This window comes from Pseudonocardia sp. OZ21 (assembly GCF_059359135.1).
The window spans coordinates 83,424-99,465 of sequence record NZ_JCADBN010000014.1 but is presented as its reverse complement, the minus strand read 5'-3'; the positions used below and the strand labels follow the sequence as shown (position 1 = coordinate 99,465).

Annotated in this window: 15 protein-coding genes; 12 read left to right on the top strand and 3 right to left on the bottom strand. The window is 72.6% G+C overall.

All coding sequences use genetic code 11. The features are described 5' to 3' along the window. The first annotated feature begins 10 nt into the window (after positions 1–10). On the top strand, positions 11–880 hold the full coding sequence (locus AC5L35_RS27905; RefSeq protein WP_495062678.1) for a class I SAM-dependent methyltransferase: 870 nt from the start codon (positions 11–13) through the stop codon (positions 878–880). Positions 881–901: 21 nt separating this feature from the next. On the opposite strand, the gene AC5L35_RS27900 is transcribed toward AC5L35_RS27905, so the two are convergent. Next, positions 902–1,768 carry an SDR family NAD(P)-dependent oxidoreductase gene (locus AC5L35_RS27900; protein WP_495062677.1) on the bottom strand — a complete coding sequence of 289 codons (867 nt, stop codon included), beginning with the start codon at positions 1,766–1,768 and terminating at the stop codon, positions 902–904. A gap of 113 nt (positions 1,769–1,881) precedes the next feature. Here AC5L35_RS27900 and AC5L35_RS27895 point away from each other — a divergent pair, with 113 nt between their 5' ends. The 11 genes from AC5L35_RS27895 (at position 1,882) to AC5L35_RS27845 (ending at position 11,166) form a co-directional block, all read left to right on the top strand. Next, positions 1,882–2,766 carry a LysR family transcriptional regulator gene (locus AC5L35_RS27895; RefSeq protein ID WP_495062774.1) on the top strand — a complete coding sequence of 295 codons (885 nt, stop codon included), beginning with the start codon at positions 1,882–1,884 and terminating at the stop codon, positions 2,764–2,766. Positions 2,767–2,845: 79 nt separating this feature from the next. Continuing rightward, positions 2,846–3,283 carry a MarR family winged helix-turn-helix transcriptional regulator gene (locus AC5L35_RS27890; RefSeq protein WP_495062676.1) on the top strand — a complete coding sequence of 146 codons (438 nt, stop codon included), beginning with the start codon at positions 2,846–2,848 and terminating at the stop codon, positions 3,281–3,283. Positions 3,284–3,350: 67 nt separating this feature from the next. After that, the gene (locus AC5L35_RS27885) at positions 3,351–3,833 is read left to right on the top strand and encodes a MarR family winged helix-turn-helix transcriptional regulator (RefSeq protein ID WP_495062675.1); all 483 of its coding nucleotides are present in this window, start codon (positions 3,351–3,353) and stop codon (positions 3,831–3,833) included. A 62-nt stretch (positions 3,834–3,895) separates the two neighbouring features. After that, entirely contained in the window at positions 3,896–5,512 is a 1,617-nt protein-coding gene (locus AC5L35_RS27880; protein ID WP_495062674.1) for an MDR family MFS transporter, read from the top strand. A gap of 263 nt (positions 5,513–5,775) precedes the next feature. Next, on the top strand, positions 5,776–6,846 hold the full coding sequence (locus AC5L35_RS27875) for a TerC family protein (RefSeq protein WP_495062673.1): 1,071 nt from the start codon (positions 5,776–5,778) through the stop codon (positions 6,844–6,846). Between the two features lie 154 nt (positions 6,847–7,000). Next, positions 7,001–7,393 (top strand): hypothetical protein, encoded by a 393-nt coding sequence (locus AC5L35_RS27870; RefSeq protein WP_495062672.1) that lies wholly within the window; start codon positions 7,001–7,003, stop codon positions 7,391–7,393. Between the two features lie 139 nt (positions 7,394–7,532). Further along, positions 7,533–8,210 (top strand): DsbA family protein, encoded by a 678-nt coding sequence (locus AC5L35_RS27865; RefSeq protein WP_495062671.1) that lies wholly within the window; start codon positions 7,533–7,535, stop codon positions 8,208–8,210. A 2-nt stretch (positions 8,211–8,212) separates the two neighbouring features. Further along, complete coding sequence (locus AC5L35_RS27860; RefSeq protein ID WP_495062670.1) at positions 8,213–8,887, top strand: vitamin K epoxide reductase family protein; 675 nt, start codon at positions 8,213–8,215, stop codon at positions 8,885–8,887. Between the two features lie 42 nt (positions 8,888–8,929). After that, positions 8,930–9,274, top strand: coding sequence for an ArsR/SmtB family transcription factor (locus AC5L35_RS27855; RefSeq protein ID WP_495062773.1), 345 nt, complete (start codon positions 8,930–8,932; stop codon positions 9,272–9,274). Further along, entirely contained in the window at positions 9,271–9,990 is a 720-nt protein-coding gene (locus AC5L35_RS27850; protein ID WP_495062669.1) for a cation diffusion facilitator family transporter, read from the top strand. The genes AC5L35_RS27855 and AC5L35_RS27850 overlap by 4 nt, the downstream gene beginning before the upstream one ends. Positions 9,991–10,170: 180 nt before the next feature. Beyond that, positions 10,171–11,166 carry a DUF1996 domain-containing protein gene (locus tag AC5L35_RS27845; RefSeq protein WP_495062668.1) on the top strand — a complete coding sequence of 332 codons (996 nt, stop codon included), beginning with the start codon at positions 10,171–10,173 and terminating at the stop codon, positions 11,164–11,166. Between the two features lie 15 nt (positions 11,167–11,181). Here AC5L35_RS27845 and AC5L35_RS27840 read toward each other — a convergent pair whose 3' ends face one another. Together AC5L35_RS27840 and cydD are read right to left on the bottom strand one after the other, a co-directional pair. Continuing rightward, positions 11,182–12,537, bottom strand: coding sequence for an MFS transporter (locus AC5L35_RS27840; protein ID WP_495062667.1), 1,356 nt, complete (start codon positions 12,535–12,537; stop codon positions 11,182–11,184). Positions 12,538–12,619: 82 nt separating this feature from the next. Beyond that, on the bottom strand, positions 12,620–16,015 hold the full coding sequence (gene cydD / locus AC5L35_RS27835) for a thiol reductant ABC exporter subunit CydD (RefSeq protein WP_495062666.1): 3,396 nt from the start codon (positions 16,013–16,015) through the stop codon (positions 12,620–12,622). Positions 16,016–16,042 lie beyond the last annotated feature (27 nt).

Sequence of the window (16,042 nt, the reverse complement as noted above, 5' to 3'; positions counted from 1 at the left end):
GACTGCGGGCGTGGGACATGAATCCGTGGGCAGCACCGCCGTACCGACCGATCCGTCCAACGCCGAGCAGCTCTCGGCCTGGGACGGCGACAGAGGATCGCACTGGGTCACTCATGCCGAGCGCTACGACGAGGGTGTCGCCTGCTACCACGGCCGGTTCCTCGACGCGGCGGAGATCGGCACGTCGCATTCGGTGCTCGACGTCGGGTGCGGCACCGGGCAGACGACGCGCGACGCGGCGCGGCGCGCATCCGCCGGGTCGGCGCTCGGAGTGGACCTGTCGTCCCGGATGGTGGAGCTCGCGCGCGGGCTGGCCGAGCGGGAGCAGGTGGCCAACGCGCGGTTCCGGCAGGCCGACGTGCAGGTCCAGCCCTTTCCCGAGCAGTCGTTCGACATCGCGGTCAGTCGCCACGGGTCCATGTTCTTCGGCGACGCCCCCGCCGCTTTCGCCAACATCGCGCGGTCCCTGCGGCCTGGCGGGCGCCTCGTCCTCCTGACCTGGCAACCAGCCCGGGACAACGAATGGATCAGCACGTTCGGCGCGATCTTCGCTGCCGGCCGTGACCTGCCCGCCCCACCACCGGACGCACCCGGCCCGTTCTCGCTGAGCGATCCCGAGCGGGTGCGCCAGGTCCTGACGGCGGGCGGCTTCACGGACGTGCACCTGCAGAGCCTCACCGGGCCGATGTACTTCGGCCCCGACCCCGAGGACGCGTGCCGGTTCGTCGCCGGGCAGCAGGCCGGGATGCTCCGCGACCTCGACGCCGGCACCCGGGCCCGCACCCTCGACGCCCTGCTGGCCGACATGGCCGAGCACCGGACCGACCGGGGCGTGCTGTACGAGTCGGCGACGTGGTTGATCCAGGCCCGGCGCGGCTGAGCCGTGCCGCTCACCGGAGCGTCAGATCGGGCGCTCCGCCACGGTGGGACCGGATCCCAGCTTCACGCCGGTGAGCTCGGCGCACGCGGCGAGGAAGCCCTCCTGCACCGTCTCGTCCCGGGCCGCGGGGTGGGTCGCCCTCCTGCGCAGGTGGTAGAAGTACCGGCCGCTCACCCTGGCTTCCGGATCCTTGCTCGCGGCGAGCCACGCCTGGGTGACCGGAGCCTGCACCAGGTCGTCCGGGGCACCGGGGCCACCGATCCTGGTCGGCACCCAGCCCGGTTCGACGGCGTTGGACAGCACGCCCGGCCAGCGGCGGGCCACCGCGAAGGCGAGCACCGCGTCGAACAACTTCGAGTCGGAGTAGGCCTGGGCGCCGTCCCACCGGCGCCGGGTCCACTGCAGGTCGTCCAGGGCGGGGTCGCCACCGGTCGCCATCCCGGAGCTCAGGTACACCAGTCGCCGGGGCGGCGTGACCAGTGCGGTGAGCAGATAGGGGGCCAGGACGTTGACGGCGAAGACGTGGGCCAGCCCGTCGACCGTCTCGATGCGTCGCGGTTCGCGGTAGCCCACCGCGGCGTTGTGGATCACGGCGTCGAGGGGACCCGATGCGTTCGCGTCGGCCGCGAGCGCGGTGGTCTGCTCGATGCTCGACAGGTCGCCGACGAGCACGCCTGCCGCTCCCGGGGCCGCAGCAGCTGTGTCCTCCGCTCGGGCGGCGTTGCGGGCGTGCAGGACGACATCGTCGCCTGCCGCGATGAGCAGGCGCGCCGCCTGGAGGCCCAGCCCGTCGGACGAGCCGGTGATCAGGATGCGGGACACAGCGTTCTCCTCGAACTTGGTCGTGCGGTGCGCCGGGTGGCCGCCCGGGTCGGGATCCCGGAGCACGCGGCGGACGTAACTGTCTGACCTCAGGTTGTGACGGGACACGTCATCACGTCCAAGACCTCTTTCCGCGTCAGCAATACCCTGGAGGTATCCCGGGGAGAGGGGTGAACACCATGGACGTGGACCTGCGCAAGCTCCGCTACTTCGTCGCGGTCGCCGAGCACCTGCACTTCGGGCGCGCCGCGGCGGTTCTCCACATCGCCCAGCCCGTGCTGTCGCGCCAGATCCGGGCGTTGGAGGTGGAGCTCAAGACCCAGCTGTTCGACCGCACCAAGCGCTCCACCGAGCTGACGCGGGCGGGCGAGCAGCTACTCGCCGACGCCCGCCCGCTGCTCGCGAGCGCCGCGGCGCTGCAGCACAGGGTGCGCCAGGCCGGGCGGGGGCCCGAGACCTTCACGGTGGGCTTCATGCCCGGACTCATCGTCACGCCGGCCGTCCGGGTCCTCGCGGCGCGGCACCCCGGTCTCACCGTCGATGTGCTCCGGACGAGCTGGACCGACCAGACCGATGTCGTCCTCGACGGGCGGGTCGACGTGAGCTACGTGCGCCTGCCGGTCGACCAGCAGGGGTTGGGGATCCGCTCGTTGCTCGCCGAGCCGCGCGTCGCCGTGCTGCCGCTCGACCACCCGCTGGCCGCCAAGGACGGGATCAGCATCTCCGACCTCGCCGCCGAGCACCTGCTGCAGCACCCGGACGCGGTGCCCGAGTGGCGCGACATCGCCGTGGAGCTGCGCAGCGGCCGGCCGGTGGCGGCTCCCCCGGTGGCGTACACGGTGGAGGAGAAGCTCGAGCACGTCGCGGCCGGGCGAGGGCTGTCGGTCCTCCCGCTGTCCACCGCCACCTTCTACACGCGCCCCGACATCACCTCCGTCCCGATCGACGACATCGGGCCCAACCAGGTCTGCCTGGCCTGGGACAAGTCCCGCGAGAGCCCGCTCATCCATGAGTACGTCGAGATCGCCGTGGCCCTGGTGGAGGGGAAGGCCTGCGGCGACTGACGAGCCGCTCCGCCGGGGCCGGTCTCCGGGCGCCTGGGACCATCTCCGGACCGGCGGTGCACGGAGGGAGGAGATGACGGTGGCGCACGAGGACATCCTTCCGGCGCTGGAGGAGGAGCTGGCCGCGCTCCTCCGGCGCGCCAGGGCCTCGGCGCGCGACGGAGCCCGCGCACTGGACCCCCACCTGGACCCCACGGCGTATCCCCTCGTGGTCCTGCTCGACCGCACCTCCTCGATGCGCATGTCCGAGCTGGGTGCCGCCCTGCTCCTCGACAAATCGACGATCAGCCGTCAGGTCGACGCCGCTGTCCGCGCCGGCGTGGTGGAGCGGACCGTCGACCCGAGCGACGCCAGGGCCCGCCTCGTCGCTCTCACCCCGTCGGGACGCGCGAGGTTGGCAGAGCTCCAGGCCGACCGGCGGGCCCGGTGGGAGGACGCGCTGGCCGGGTGGGCTCGCGACGACATCACGCAGCTGACCACGCTCCTCGCGAAGCTTGGCCAGGCGGGCGTCGCCTGACCCAGGAAGGTTGATACTCGCAACTAACGGGCGTATGGTTGCATGTATCAACCACATGGAGGTGGCCGTGATCGCGTCGACGACCGCCGCGGATCTGGTCGACGCCCTGCGGACGGCCGTCCGCACCGGACGGTCCACCCGGCAGGCCGGACATTTCGGGGAGCTGCCGGGCTCGTCGGCCACCACGCTCGCCGTCCTCGAGCGCGACGGCGAGCAGCGGCTGGGTCAACTGGCCGAACGCCTCGCCGTGGACCCGTCGGTGATGAGCCGACAGGTCGCGGCGCTGACCAGGGCCGGTTTCGCCGGCCGCAGGCCCGACCCCGTCGACGGCCGCGCCCAGCTCCTGTGCATCACGGCCGCCGGTCGCGACGCACTCGACCGCTACCGGACCGAGTGGGTGGCGTGGGTCGCGCAGGCACTCGGGGGCTGGGACGACGACGACGCCCAGGACCTCGTCGCAGCGCTCCACCGCCTGACCCACGACCTGCGGCAGGCCTCGACGTCGCCGCTGCCGCAGCTCGGGCGCCCGACCGCGCCCACCGCCCCCTGACGGACACGGCACCGACCGCGGCACCGCTCCCACACCCCCGAAACGCACGAGGAGAACGACCTGTGGCGACCTCCACCGACGGAGTGCCCGGCGCCTCGCCCACGCCGGCAGTGCCCGGCCCCGCCGAACCGGTGACCCCGGAGGAGAGCGGCCGGATGACACATCGGCAGATCATCGAGGCGCTCTCCGGGATGCTGCTGGCGATGTTCACCGCGTTCCTGTCCTCGACGATCGTGTCGAACGCCCTGCCGACGATCATCACGAGCCTGCACGGCACGCAGAGCCAGTACACGTGGGTCATCACCGCGACCCTGCTGTCCTCCACCGCCAGCACGCCGATCTGGGGCAAGCTCGCCGACCTGTTCAGCAAGAAGCTGCTCGTCCAGCTCTCCATCCTGATCTTCACGGCCGGCTCGGTGCTCGCCGGCCTGTCGCAGTCGGTCGACACCCTGATCGCCTGGCGGGCCGTGCAGGGCCTCGGGCTCGGCGGGCTGCAGTCGCTGGTGATCATCACGATCGCCGCGATGATCAGCCCGCGGGAACGCGGCCGATACACCGGCCCGATCGCGGCCGTGATGTCCGTCGCCACGGTGGCCGGACCACTGATCGGCGGCGTCATCGTCGACACCAGCTGGCTCGGCTGGCGCTGGTGCTTCTTCGTCGGCGCCCCGCTCGCGCTGATCTCACTCGTCGTGGTCCAGCGCACCCTCAACATCCCCGTGGTCAAGCGCCCGGTCCACATCGACTACCTGGGCGCGGCGCTCATCGCAGGCGGGGTCTGCGACCTGCTCATCTGGGTGACGCTGGCCGGCACCGAGTTCGCGTGGGGATCGCGCACGTCGCTCCTGCTCGTCGGGCTCGGCGTCGTCCTGCTGGGCGCCGCGGTGCTCGTGGAGACCAGGGCGAAGGAGCCGATCATCCCGCTGCGGCTCTTCCGTGACCGCACCACCACGCTGGCCGTCGTCGCGAGCATCGCCGTCGGTGTGGCGCTCTTCGGCGGCGCCGTCTTCCTCGGCCAGTACTTCCAGATCGCCCGCGGCCACTCCCCCACCGCGGCCGGCCTGCTCACCCTCCCGATGATCATCGGCTCGATGATCTCGTCGACGGTGTCCGGCATGCTCATCACCCGCCTCGGACGGTGGAAGGGCTTCCTCGTCGGCGGATCGATCCTGATGGTCGCCGGCTTCGCGCTGCTCGCCACCATCGACCACACGACCAACCTCGTCCTGCTCGGCAGTTACCTCTTCCTGCTCGGCACGGGGATGGGCATGACGATGCAGAACCTCGTGCTCGCCGTGCAGAACACGGTGGCCGGCTCCGATCTCGGAGCGGCCACCTCCACCGTCTCCTTCTTCCGCTCGATGGGCGGGACGGTGGGCGTGTCCGTGCTCGGAGCCGTGCTCGCCGCGCGCGTGACCGACCTGACGGTGCGCGGCATCGGTGCCGCCGGGGTGCCGGTTCCGGCCGGTGGCGACGTGAGCAGCGTCGGCATCGGGAACCTCAACGAGCTGCCCGAGGTGCTCGCCGACATCGTCCGGGCCGCGTACGGCGACGCCACCGCCCAGATCTTCCTGGTCGCGGCGGTGCTGTCCGTGATCACCCTGGCGGCGGTCCTCGCCATCAAGGAGATCCCGCTCCGCACGCAGAGCGGCCTCGAACTCCAGCGCGAGGCCGCGTGACCGGCGGGTGAACACCGGCACGCAGACGGACACTCCGGACGATCTTCGCGTGTCCCACGTCACTCGCAATCGGTCCTGGGCCCGTAACATGGTTCGATAGCACCGCACCGCAGGGGAGTATCCCGTCGGCGGTGGCGTCGTCAGCACGGAACCGATCGCCTGTCGGTCCCCGGCGCCATCGATCAGCCTGTATACGCTCCTGGGGCTGGTGGGAGAGACCTCGGGCCGCTTCGTGTTGCCCGAGACACCCGGAGGTTCCACCTGTGAACGTGCCCACCTGGCTGTGGTTCGCCACCATCGGCGGCCTGTTGGCGATCATCGTCGCCGACCTCTTCCTCGTCGATCACAAACCGCACACCGTCACGATCCGGGAGGCCACCCGCTGGGTGCTCTTCTACGTGGCCCTCGCGGTGGTCTTCGGCATCGGGATCTGGTTCTTCGCGGGAGGTGGCTACGCCGGCGAGTTCTTCGCCGGGTACATCACCGAGTACTCGCTGTCGGTGGACAACCTGTTCGTGTTCGTCGTGATCATGGCCGCGTTCAGCGTGCCGTCGGAGCACCAGCACCGCGTGCTGCTCGTGGGCATCGTGATCGCGCTGGTGATGCGCGGCATCTTCATCGCCATCGGGGCCGCCGCGATCGCGGCGTTCAGCTGGGTGTTCTACCTGTTCGCGGTCATCCTCGTCGTCACGGCCGTCAACCTGGCGCGTCAGGGCACCGAGCACGATGGCGGCGAACCGGCGCCGGTGCGGCTGCTGCGCAAGTACCTGCCGGTCAGCGACGACTTCCACGGCACCAAGCTGTTCACCAGGGTCAACGGCAAGCGCCTGGTCACGCCGATGCTGATGGTGATGCTGGCGATCGGCTTCACCGACCTGCTGTTCGCGCTCGACTCGATCCCCGCCATCTTCGGCCTCACGCAGGAGCCCTTCCTCGTCTTCACCGCCAACGCGTTCGCGCTGATGGGCCTGCGGCAGCTGTTCTTCCTGCTCGGCGGACTCCTCAGCCGGCTGGTCTACCTGTCCTACGGGCTGTCGGTGATCCTCGCCTTCATCGGCGTGAAGCTGGTGCTCGAGGCACTGCACGAGAACAACCTGCCGTTCATCAACGGCGGCGAGCCGGTGCCCGTCCCCACGGTCGGCATCGAGCTCTCGCTCAGCGTGATCATCGGCGTACTGATCATCACCACCGTCGCGAGCCTGATCAAGGCCCGGCGCGACCCCTCGGTCGTCCACGCGCCGGGCGCTCCGGCCACGGACACGACGCCGCACCAGCCGGTCCCGGAGGCCAAGGAGCAGGCAGCGGAGCTGGACCGCAACAACGCCGGCAGCTGACCGCTCCTCCGAACTGCAGCAAAGCCACGTTCATGCCACGTCGTTGCATGAACGTGGCTTTGCTGCAACCGGCCCGGGGCGCCTCTGCCGCCGGTCCCCCGATCGGGTGCGGCGGAGCCTTGCTACCGTCGCCGCCACTGTGAGCAGCGCCGCCGTGAGACCCAGCCGCCGAGGGCCCGCGCTCTCGGCGCGGTGGACCGTCCGCCTCGTGCTCGCACTCCTGCTGCTCGTCCAGGGCGGCATCGGCGCGGCGCTCTCGTCGTCCGACCCCGGCCCGGCCCCGGCCGCGCCGACCGCCGCCTGCCAGCACGGTGCTCCCACGCACGACGTGCTCTGCGGGCCCACGCACGGTGTCGTCGGGGCGGCGCAGCGCCTGGCGCCCCGCGACCGTGGCGTGCTCGCCGTGGGTGCCGCGGTGGCCGTGCTGCTCGTCGGCCTCCTCGTCGCCCCGCCGTCCCGGCGCGGCCCGGACGGTCCCCCGTGGGCTCGCCGGCGCGCGCCGGTCGGTCGCCACCTCTTGCAGTCGCTGGGCATCGTCCGCGTCTGATCAGCCGTCCGAGCAGCAGAGCGTCGCCGCCGCGACCCCGCTGCCGCCCCCGGAGCCGTCCACCGGCTCCTCCGACGTGTCCGGACGTACGCCGGCGCATGTCCTCGACTCCCTTCGAACCCCGAGGAAGACCCAGCTCATGAACAGAAACGTGGTACTGACGGTCGGGCTCGTCGTCGCCGCGACGATCGGCTTCGTGGTCGCGCTGACGCTGTCCGGACCGACCGCCCCCGCCGATGACGTGGCACAGGAAACCGCACCCGGAGCCGTGGCGCCGGCGGAGCTCCTGGTCCGTCCCGACAGCCATCTGCTGTCCACCGCTCCCGACGGCAAGGTCACGTTCGTGGAGTTCCTCGACTTCGAGTGCGAGGCCTGCCGCGCCGTGTTCCCCGCGGTCGAGCAACTGCGGGCGGAGTACGAGGGCCGGGTGAGCTTCGTGCTGCGCTACTTCCCGATCCCCAGCCACGCCAACGCCGAGAACGCCGCCGTCGCCGTGGAGGCCGCTGCCCGCCAGGGCCGGCTGGAAGCGATGTACCAGCGGATGTACCAGACCCAGCCCGAGTGGGGCGAGCAGCGGGAGTCGAAGGCCGGCGTCTTCCGGGGCTTCGCCGCTGACCTCGGCCTGGACCTGGCCGCGTACGACCGGACCGTGGCCGATCCGGCCACCCTGGAGCGGGTCCGCTCCGACCAGAACGACGGGATCACCCTCGGGGTGGAGGGCACCCCGACGTTCTTCGTCAACGGCACCCGCCTCGACCCCCGCACCACCGACGACCTGCGCGCCGCCCTCGACCGCGCCCTCACCGAGGCGACGTGACGATGGCGGCACCGACAGCGATCTCCACCGGCGGGAGCCCTCCCGGGCCGAGCACCCCGTCCACAGCTGCCGAACCGCACGTCCGGTTCCTCGGCCGGGCGATCGGATGGGTCCTCGCCGTCGGTGGGACGGTCGGCGCACTCGCGGCACTGGCCCTGACGCTCGACCGGATCGCGCTGCTGAAGGACCCGGCGTACGTGCCGAGCTGCTCGATCAGCCCGCTGCTGTCCTGCGGCCCCGTGATGGCGTCCCCGCAGGCGGAGGTGCTCGGGTTCCCCAACCCCCTCATCGGGCTGGTCGCGTTTCCCGTCGTCGTCACCACGGGCGTTGTCGTCCTCACCGGTGCGTCGCTTCCGCGCTGGTACTGGCTGGCCCTGCAGGGCGGAGCCACCGCCGGGGTGGTGTTCGTGCACTGGCTGATCGCGGCGAGCCTCTACAGCATCGGGGCGCTCTGCCCCTACTGCATGGTGGTCTGGGTCGTCACGATCGCCGCCTTCTGGTACCTGACGCTGCACAACCTCACGACGGGGCGGTTCCCGCTCCCGGCCCGGTGGCGAGGACCCGTCGTCCTGGTGGCCCGCTACCACTCGACGGTTCTCGCCGCCTGGTTCCTCGTCATCGCCGCGATGATCGCGAACGCCTTCTGGCCCTACTGGGTCGGACTCGTGTCCGCCTGACTTCCGATCATCGCCACACGGCGCTAGCATCGCCGTGTGGCGATGGATTGTTGCGGGGACGACCTGACACCGGCCGTGGCGCTGTTCCGGTCGCTGGGTGATCCGGCGCGGTTGGCCATCGTGCGGCGGCTCGCCGAGGGCGAAGCCCGGGTCGTCGACCTGACGCGAGTGCTCGGCCTGGCCCAGTCGACCGTCTCGAAGCACCTCGCGTGCCTGCGGGACTGCCGGCTGGTGGACTTCCGCACCGAGGGCCGGCAGTCGTTCTACTCCCTGACCCGCCCGGAGCTGATCGACCTGCTGCGCAGCGCGGAGCGGCTGCTCACCGAGACCGGCGACGCGGTGGCGCTCTGCCCGGTGTACGGCGAGCCGGTCGAGGCTGCGCCGTGAGCCGGCCGGCCGTCGCTCCGGACCGCCGGGCCGTCCTGCGCCGCCGGATCCGGCTGCTCGTCGCCGCGACGATCACCTACAACGTCGTCGAGGCGGTCGTAGCGGTCACCGCGGGGACGATCGCCTCGTCGGTCGCGCTCGTCGGCTTCGGCCTGGACTCGGTCATCGAGGTCGGCTCCGCTGCCGCGGTGGCGTGGCAGTTCGCGGCCCCGGACCCCGAACGCCGGGAGCAGGTGACACTGCGGGTCATCGCCGGCTCGTTCTTCGCGCTCGCCGCCTACGTGACCGTGGAGGCGCTGCGCGCACTCATCGGTGGCGATCGGGCGGAGCACTCGACCGTCGGGATCGTGCTGGTCGCGGTGAGCGTGGTGATCATGCCGGTGCTGTCGTGGGCACAGCGGCGCGCCGGCCGTGAGTTCGGCTCGGCCAGCGCGGTGGCCGACTCGAAACAGACGCTGCTGTGCACCTACCTGTCGGTCGGTGTCCTCGTCGGGCTCGTGCTCAACGCGGCGCTCGGCTGGTGGTGGGCCGACCCGGTCGTCGCGCTGGGGCTGGCCGTCGTCGCCGTCCGGGAGGGTCGCGAGGCGTTGCGTGGCGAGACCTGCTGCCCGCCCGTCCTGCTGAGTGACGAGAACAACCCAGGCGACGAAAACGCCGCCGACGGCGCGCTGCGCGGGAGCGGTCGCGGCTGCGCGCCCGGGTGCACCTGCTGCTAGAGCGGTTGTTCCCGGCCACCGGCCTGCCCGCTGACCCGCGGGGCCCGGACCGGTTGATCATTACGGATCCGTCCGGAAGGCGAGGCTGCGGCGACGGCGCCCGGAACAGAGGCCTAACCTCGGGTCCAGTGATCACATGGTCCGTGCGATCGGGACCCCGCTGACAGGGGAAGGAACGCGGTGATCGGTTCGGGGGGCAGGCCGGTCCGTTCCGCGTGGGCCGAGTACGCGGTCATCGCGGTCGTCGTGATCCTCTGGGCGGCCTTGGTCTCGTGCGACGTCGGGGGCGGGGGCGGCGACCACGGCGACCACGAGGGGCCGGCCGCCGCGGACTTCGTGAACATCGCCGACATGGCACCCGTGCCGCCACCCCCGGCAGCCACGAGCACGGGCTCGACCGGCACGTTCAGCCAGGACTGCGGCCGTAACCAGCAGGGCATCCGCAACGCCGACAACCTGATCACCAGCCCTGGCGAGTCCGGAGGCGCTCACCACGCCCACGACTACGTCGGCAACGTCTCCACGAACGCCTTCTCCACCGACGACAGCCTCGCGGCGGCGGCCACGACGTGCGCCGACGGCGACCGCTCGACGTATTTCTGGCCCGTTCTGCTGGTGTCCGACGGGGCGGCGGCCACCGCCACCAACGGCGACAACCTTCGCGTGCGGATCCCGGACTCGGTGCTCGTGGAGTTCCGCGGCAGTCCGGTGAGCAACGTCGTGCCGATGCCGCGCTTCCTGCGGGTGCTCGAGGGCAACCCGCACGGGCTGACCGCAGGCGGGGCCGATACGGGGCACGTGCAGTGGACCTGTTCCGGGGACCGGTCGCACGTCACCCGGCAGTACCCGCTGTGCCCGGCGGGCCAGCAGGTGGTGCGCGTCTTCGACTTCCCCAGCTGTTGGAACGGCAAGACCCTCGACAGTCCCAACCACCACTCACACCTGCTGTACCCCGGGCCGTCCGGGCTCTGTCCGAGCGCGACGTTCCCGGTGCCACAGCTGCACATCGAGGTGGCCTACACGGTCGCGCCGGGCCTCCGGTACGCCGTCGACTCGTTCCCCGAGGAGCTGCGCAGCCCCATCAGCGACCACGCCGGGTACGTGGACGTCATGACCGACGCGCTCATGGCCAAGGTGGTGGACTGCCTCAACTCAGGGCAGCGCTGCACCTCGTGACCGCCGGAGGAGCCGTCAGGCGTCTGCTTCGAGCCCGAGGTCACGGCCGCGGGTCTCCGGCATCCGGATCGCGGTGACGAGGGTGACCAGCATGATCGCCGTCATGTAGACCACGACCCCGATCCACCCCGCGAACAGCTGCACGAGCACCCCCGACAGGAGCGGCGCGATACCGCCGCCGAGCACCGCGGAGAACTCGCGTCCGAGCGCGACGCCCGCGTAGCGGTAGCGCGATCCCGAGAGCTCGGCGAACGCGGCGGCCTGCGAGCCCACGGTGCCGTAGGCGGCGAAGATGAAGCCGATCACGATCACGAGCACGACGAGCGCGGGGTTGCCGGTGTCCAGCAGCAGGAACGCCGGCGCCGGGAACACCACGAGGAACGCGGCCACCGCGATGATCACCGGCCTGCGCCCGAACCGGTCGGATGCCACGCCGGTGACGAACGCCGACACGCAGCCGAAGAGCGCGCCCACGAGCAGTGCCTGCGGCACGAGCCGCGAGTCGACCCCGACGGTCTGGATCAGGTAGCTGCCGATGAAGACCTGGAACACGTACGACTGCGTGTTGCCGCCGATGTTCAGCGCGAAGGTGCGGAAGAACGGGCGGCGCCCGACCGTGAACACGCTTCTGATCGGTGAGTCGAGGACCTCGCGCTCCTGCTCCTGCTCCTGCTCCCGTTTCGCCTGCTCGAAGACGGGCGCGTCGCGCAGCTTCCGGCGCAGGATGTACGCGGCGATGGTCACGAACACGCTCGAGAAGAACACGAGCCGCCAGCCCCACGCGAGTAGCTGCTCGTCGGGCAGCAGCTGCACGAGGATCCAGACCACGGCACCGAGCGCCGTGCCCGCCGACGCGCCCACGAACACGAGCGAGGCGTACCGGCCGCGACGCTCACGGGGGGCGGTCTCGGCGAGGAGCACCACGCCGCCCGCCTGCTCGGCACCCGCGCCGAACCCCTGGAACAGCCGCAGCACCACCAGCAGCGCCGGCGCGAGCACGCCGACCTGCTCGTAGCTCGGCAGCGCACCGATGAGGAACGTCGAGATGCCCATCAGGAACAGGGTTGCGACAAGCACGAACTTGCGACCGAGCCGGTCGCCGTAGCGGGAGAAGAACAGTCCGCCCAGCGGCCGCGCGAGGAAACCGACCGCGTAGGTGGCGAACCCGGCGATGACACCCACCGCCGGATCCGCGTCGGGGAAGAAGATGCGGTTGAAGACGAGGGCGGTCGCGGTGCCGTAGATGACGAAGTCGTACTGCTCGAGCGCGGTGCCGATGAGCCCGCCCCACGCCGCGGTGCGGAGGTTGTGCCGGTCGACCGGGTTGCCGGAGCCGTCGTCGATCGTGTCCGCTGCCGCGTCCTGCGCCATCGTCGGCTCCTTGTCGTCAACCGGCGGTGATCGTAGCCCCGAGATCGACGTCAGCGTGGTCGCAGCACCGCCACCACCACTCTCACGTCGATCTCGCCGCTGACGTCCGGGCCGGCAGGCTCACCAGAGGCAGCCCGGGTAGCTCCTCCGGGCGGTGGGTGACCACGAGCGTCGTCCGCCCGGTCGTCACCCGCAGCAGGTCGGCGCACACGAGCGCCGCGGTGTCGGCGTCGAGGTGCGCCGTCGGCTCGTCCAGCAGCAGCACGGGCCGGTCGGCGAGGAGCGCCCGCGCGAGCCCGATGCGCTGCCGCTCGCCGCCGGAAACGGCACCACCGTGGCGGCCGACCGCGGTCTCCATCCCCTCGGGCAGGCAGGCCAGCCAGTCGCCGAGCCCCGCGCGGCGAAGCGCGTGGACGATCTCGTCCTCGGCGGCGTCCGGCCGGGCGAGCAGGAGGTTCTGCCGCAGGGTGGCGTCGAACAGGTGGGTGGCGGGGCCGCACCACGCGATCCGGGCGCGCAGGTCGTCACCGAGTACCTCGCGGGTGTCGATCCCGTCGACGTGCACAGCGCCGGCCCACGGTTCGAGGGTGCGCAGGAGCGCGGCCAGCACCGTGGTCTTGCCGCTGCCCGTCGGGCCGGTGAGGACGAGCCGCTCGCCCGCGGGGAGCCGCAGGTCCACCTCGGCCACCGCGTCCCGCTCCGAACCCGGCCACCGGACGGCGAGCGCGTGCGTGTCCAGGCGCTGCCCCGGCGGTACCGGACGTGGGTGGTCGGGTTCGGACACCGCGGCGGGCGCCCGTTCCAGCTCGGCGAGCCGACGTGCCGCCGGCAGCGCGGTCGCGAGCCGTTGCGCGGCGTCCGGCAGCGCCGCGACCAGTTCGGCGGTGGCCAGCGGGGTCAGCGCCAGCACTGCCAGCACCGTGCCGGGGAGCACGCCTGCCCGCACCGCCGCCACGCCGAACGCCGTGCACAGCACGCTGGCTCCCCCGACGGCCAGCACCGTGAGCGCGACGCCGAGGCCGGTGGCCGTGGCCGCGCGCCGGTGCAGCGCGAGCAGTCGCCCGTCGAGCCGGGCCAGCGTGCGGCGGCGATCGCCCGCGGCGCCGAACGCGAGCAGGTCCGGGCTCCCGTCCAGCAGTTCGACGACCGCGCTGACGACCGCACCCCTGGCCGCCGCGGTGCGCCGGGCCGCCCGCCGGGCGAGCGACACGGTGAGGGCCGGGGCGACGACGCCCGCGAGGACCAGACCCGCCGCGAGGACGACCGCCGCCTCCGGGAGCAGCACGGCGAACAGGGTGACGGTGCCGGCTCCCACCAGAGCGGCGGATGCCGCCGGCACCAGTGCCCGCACCAGCACGTCCTGCTGGGCATCGACGTCGCCGACCATCCGGGCCAGCAGCTCGCCCGACCGCAGCCGCCCGCTCACGGCAGGCCCCAGCCGGACGAGCGCGTCCCACAGCCGGACCCGCAGCACCGCGAGCACCCGCAGGGCGACGTCGTGCGACGCCAGCCGCTCGGCGTACCGGAGCAGGCCCTTCGCCATCCCGAACGTGCGCACCGCGACGATCGCCACGAGGAGCGTGAGCACCGGGGGCTGCAGTGCCGCGGCCGAGATCAGGTACGCTGAGGTGGCCGCGAGCGCGACCGCCGACCCGAGTGCCCCGCTGCCCGCGAGCACCGCGACGGCGAGCCGGCCCCGGTGCGGGCGGACCACGGCGAGCAGCCCCCGCAGTCCGGCGGCCGGTGAGTGCGGCACTCCCGCGGCCGCAGGCTCCGGATCCGGCGGACGGGCCGGAGCCGGTCCGGGCGCGGGTGCCGCTTCGGTGTCCGCAACGGCGTCCCCCGGGTCCGGGGCAGCCGGCGGCCCGGGCGCGACCACCCGGTCGCACAGGCCGAGCACCGCGCGCCGATGGCTCACCACCACCGTCGTGCGGCCGGCGAGCGCCGCGGGCAGTGCGCGCAGCAGCGCGGCCTCCGACTCGGCGTCGATGCCCTCCGTCGGCTCGTCGAGCAGGAGCAACGGGCGGTCGGCCAGCAGCGCCCTGGCGAGGGCGACGCGTCGCTGCTGGCCGGTGGAGAGCCCCAGCCCGCGCTCGTGAACCGCGGTGTCCAGTGGCAGGCCCAGCGCAACGGACGCGGCGACGGCGGCCAGCCGGGCGTCGGTGGCGTCGGGGGCTCCCAGCCGCAGGTTCTCCCCCACCGTGCCCTCGACCAGCACCGGACGCTGCGGCACCCAGGCGACGCGGCGCAGCCAGTCGTCCCGGTCCACGTCGGCGAGGTCGGTCCCGGCGACGGTCACGGCGCCCCGGTCCGGACGCCGCCAGCCCAGCAGCAGGTCGAGCAGCGTGGACTTGCCCGCACCGCTGGGGCCGGTGAGGCCGAGCACCTCGCCGGGGGCGATCGCGATCGACACCGCGTCGAGAACCGGTCCGGAGCGTCCGTCCACCCCCACCGCGTCGAGCCGGATCTCCCCGTCACCGGGATCGGGGGCGGGCTCCGCTCGTCCCGACACCGGCTCCGGGCCGGGCGTGTCCAGCACCGCGAGGATGCTCTCCGCCGCGACCGCGCCCTCGGCGCTGTCGTGGAACCGGGCGGCCACGGCGCGCAACGGCTGGTACACCTCGGGCGCCAGGATGATCACCAGCAGCCCGGTCGCCAGGTCGAGCTGGCCTCCGACGAGGCGAAGCCCCACCGACACCGCGACCAGGGCCACCGAGAGCGTGGCCAGCAGTTCCAGCACGAGCGACGACAGCAACGCCACGCGCAGGCCGCGCATCGTCTCCACGCGGTACCGCTCGGCCATCGCCCCGATCTGCTGCCCCTGCCGCCGCGCGCGGCCGTACGCGGTCAGCACGTCGAGCCCGGCGACGACGTCGACGAAGTGGTGGCCCAGCACCGCCAGCGCGCGCCACTGCCGGCCCGTCCGTTCGCGCGTGTGCAGCCCGATGAGCACCATGAACACCGGGATCAGCGGGATGGTGACGCCCACGACCAGCGCCGAGACCCAGTCGGCCGTGAGGATCCGGACGGCCACGACGAGCGGCACCACGGCACCGACGAGCAGCTGGGGGAGGTAGCGGCCGACGTAGCCGTCGAGGCCGTCGACGCCGCGGCTCGCCAGGGTCGCCAGCTCTCCCGTGGCGGGGAGTCCGGGGTGGCGCGGGCCCAGTCGCAGCACGTGGTCGAGCACGGCGGTCCGCAGCTGCGTGACCGCTGCTGCCGCCGCCCGCTGGGCGGCGACCTCCGCTCCCCAGCTCAGCGCGGCCCGGCCCAGCACCACGGCGGACAGGGCCACGAGCGGCCCCATGAGCTCGGCGAGCCCGGCGCCACCGAGGAACGCACCGGCGACCGTCGTCGCGAGCAGCTCGGCCTGCGCGATCACCAGGAGCGCCGTGACCACCCCGATCGCGGCACCCACCACGACGAACCGGCGGACGGCCGGGGCGTACCGCAGCAGCCGCCTGGTCGGGGTGGTCACGGTGGCGGGGTGGTCACGGCGGCACAG

Bases quoted from the DNA above. Each gene is read 5' to 3' on its own strand.
- AC5L35_RS27860 (WP_495062670.1), top strand. From the start codon at position 8,213: ATGGCGGCACCGACAGCGATCTCCACCGGCGGGAGCCCTCCCGGGCCG.
- AC5L35_RS27865 (WP_495062671.1), top strand. From the start codon at position 7,533: ATGAACAGAAACGTGGTACTGACGGTCGGGCTCGTCGTCGCCGCGACG.
- AC5L35_RS27855 (WP_495062773.1), top strand. From the start codon at position 8,930: ATGGATTGTTGCGGGGACGACCTGACACCGGCCGTGGCGCTGTTCCGG.
- AC5L35_RS27840 (WP_495062667.1), bottom strand. From the start codon at position 12,537: ATGGCGCAGGACGCGGCAGCGGACACGATCGACGACGGCTCCGGCAAC.
- AC5L35_RS27895 (WP_495062774.1), top strand. From the start codon at position 1,882: ATGGACGTGGACCTGCGCAAGCTCCGCTACTTCGTCGCGGTCGCCGAG.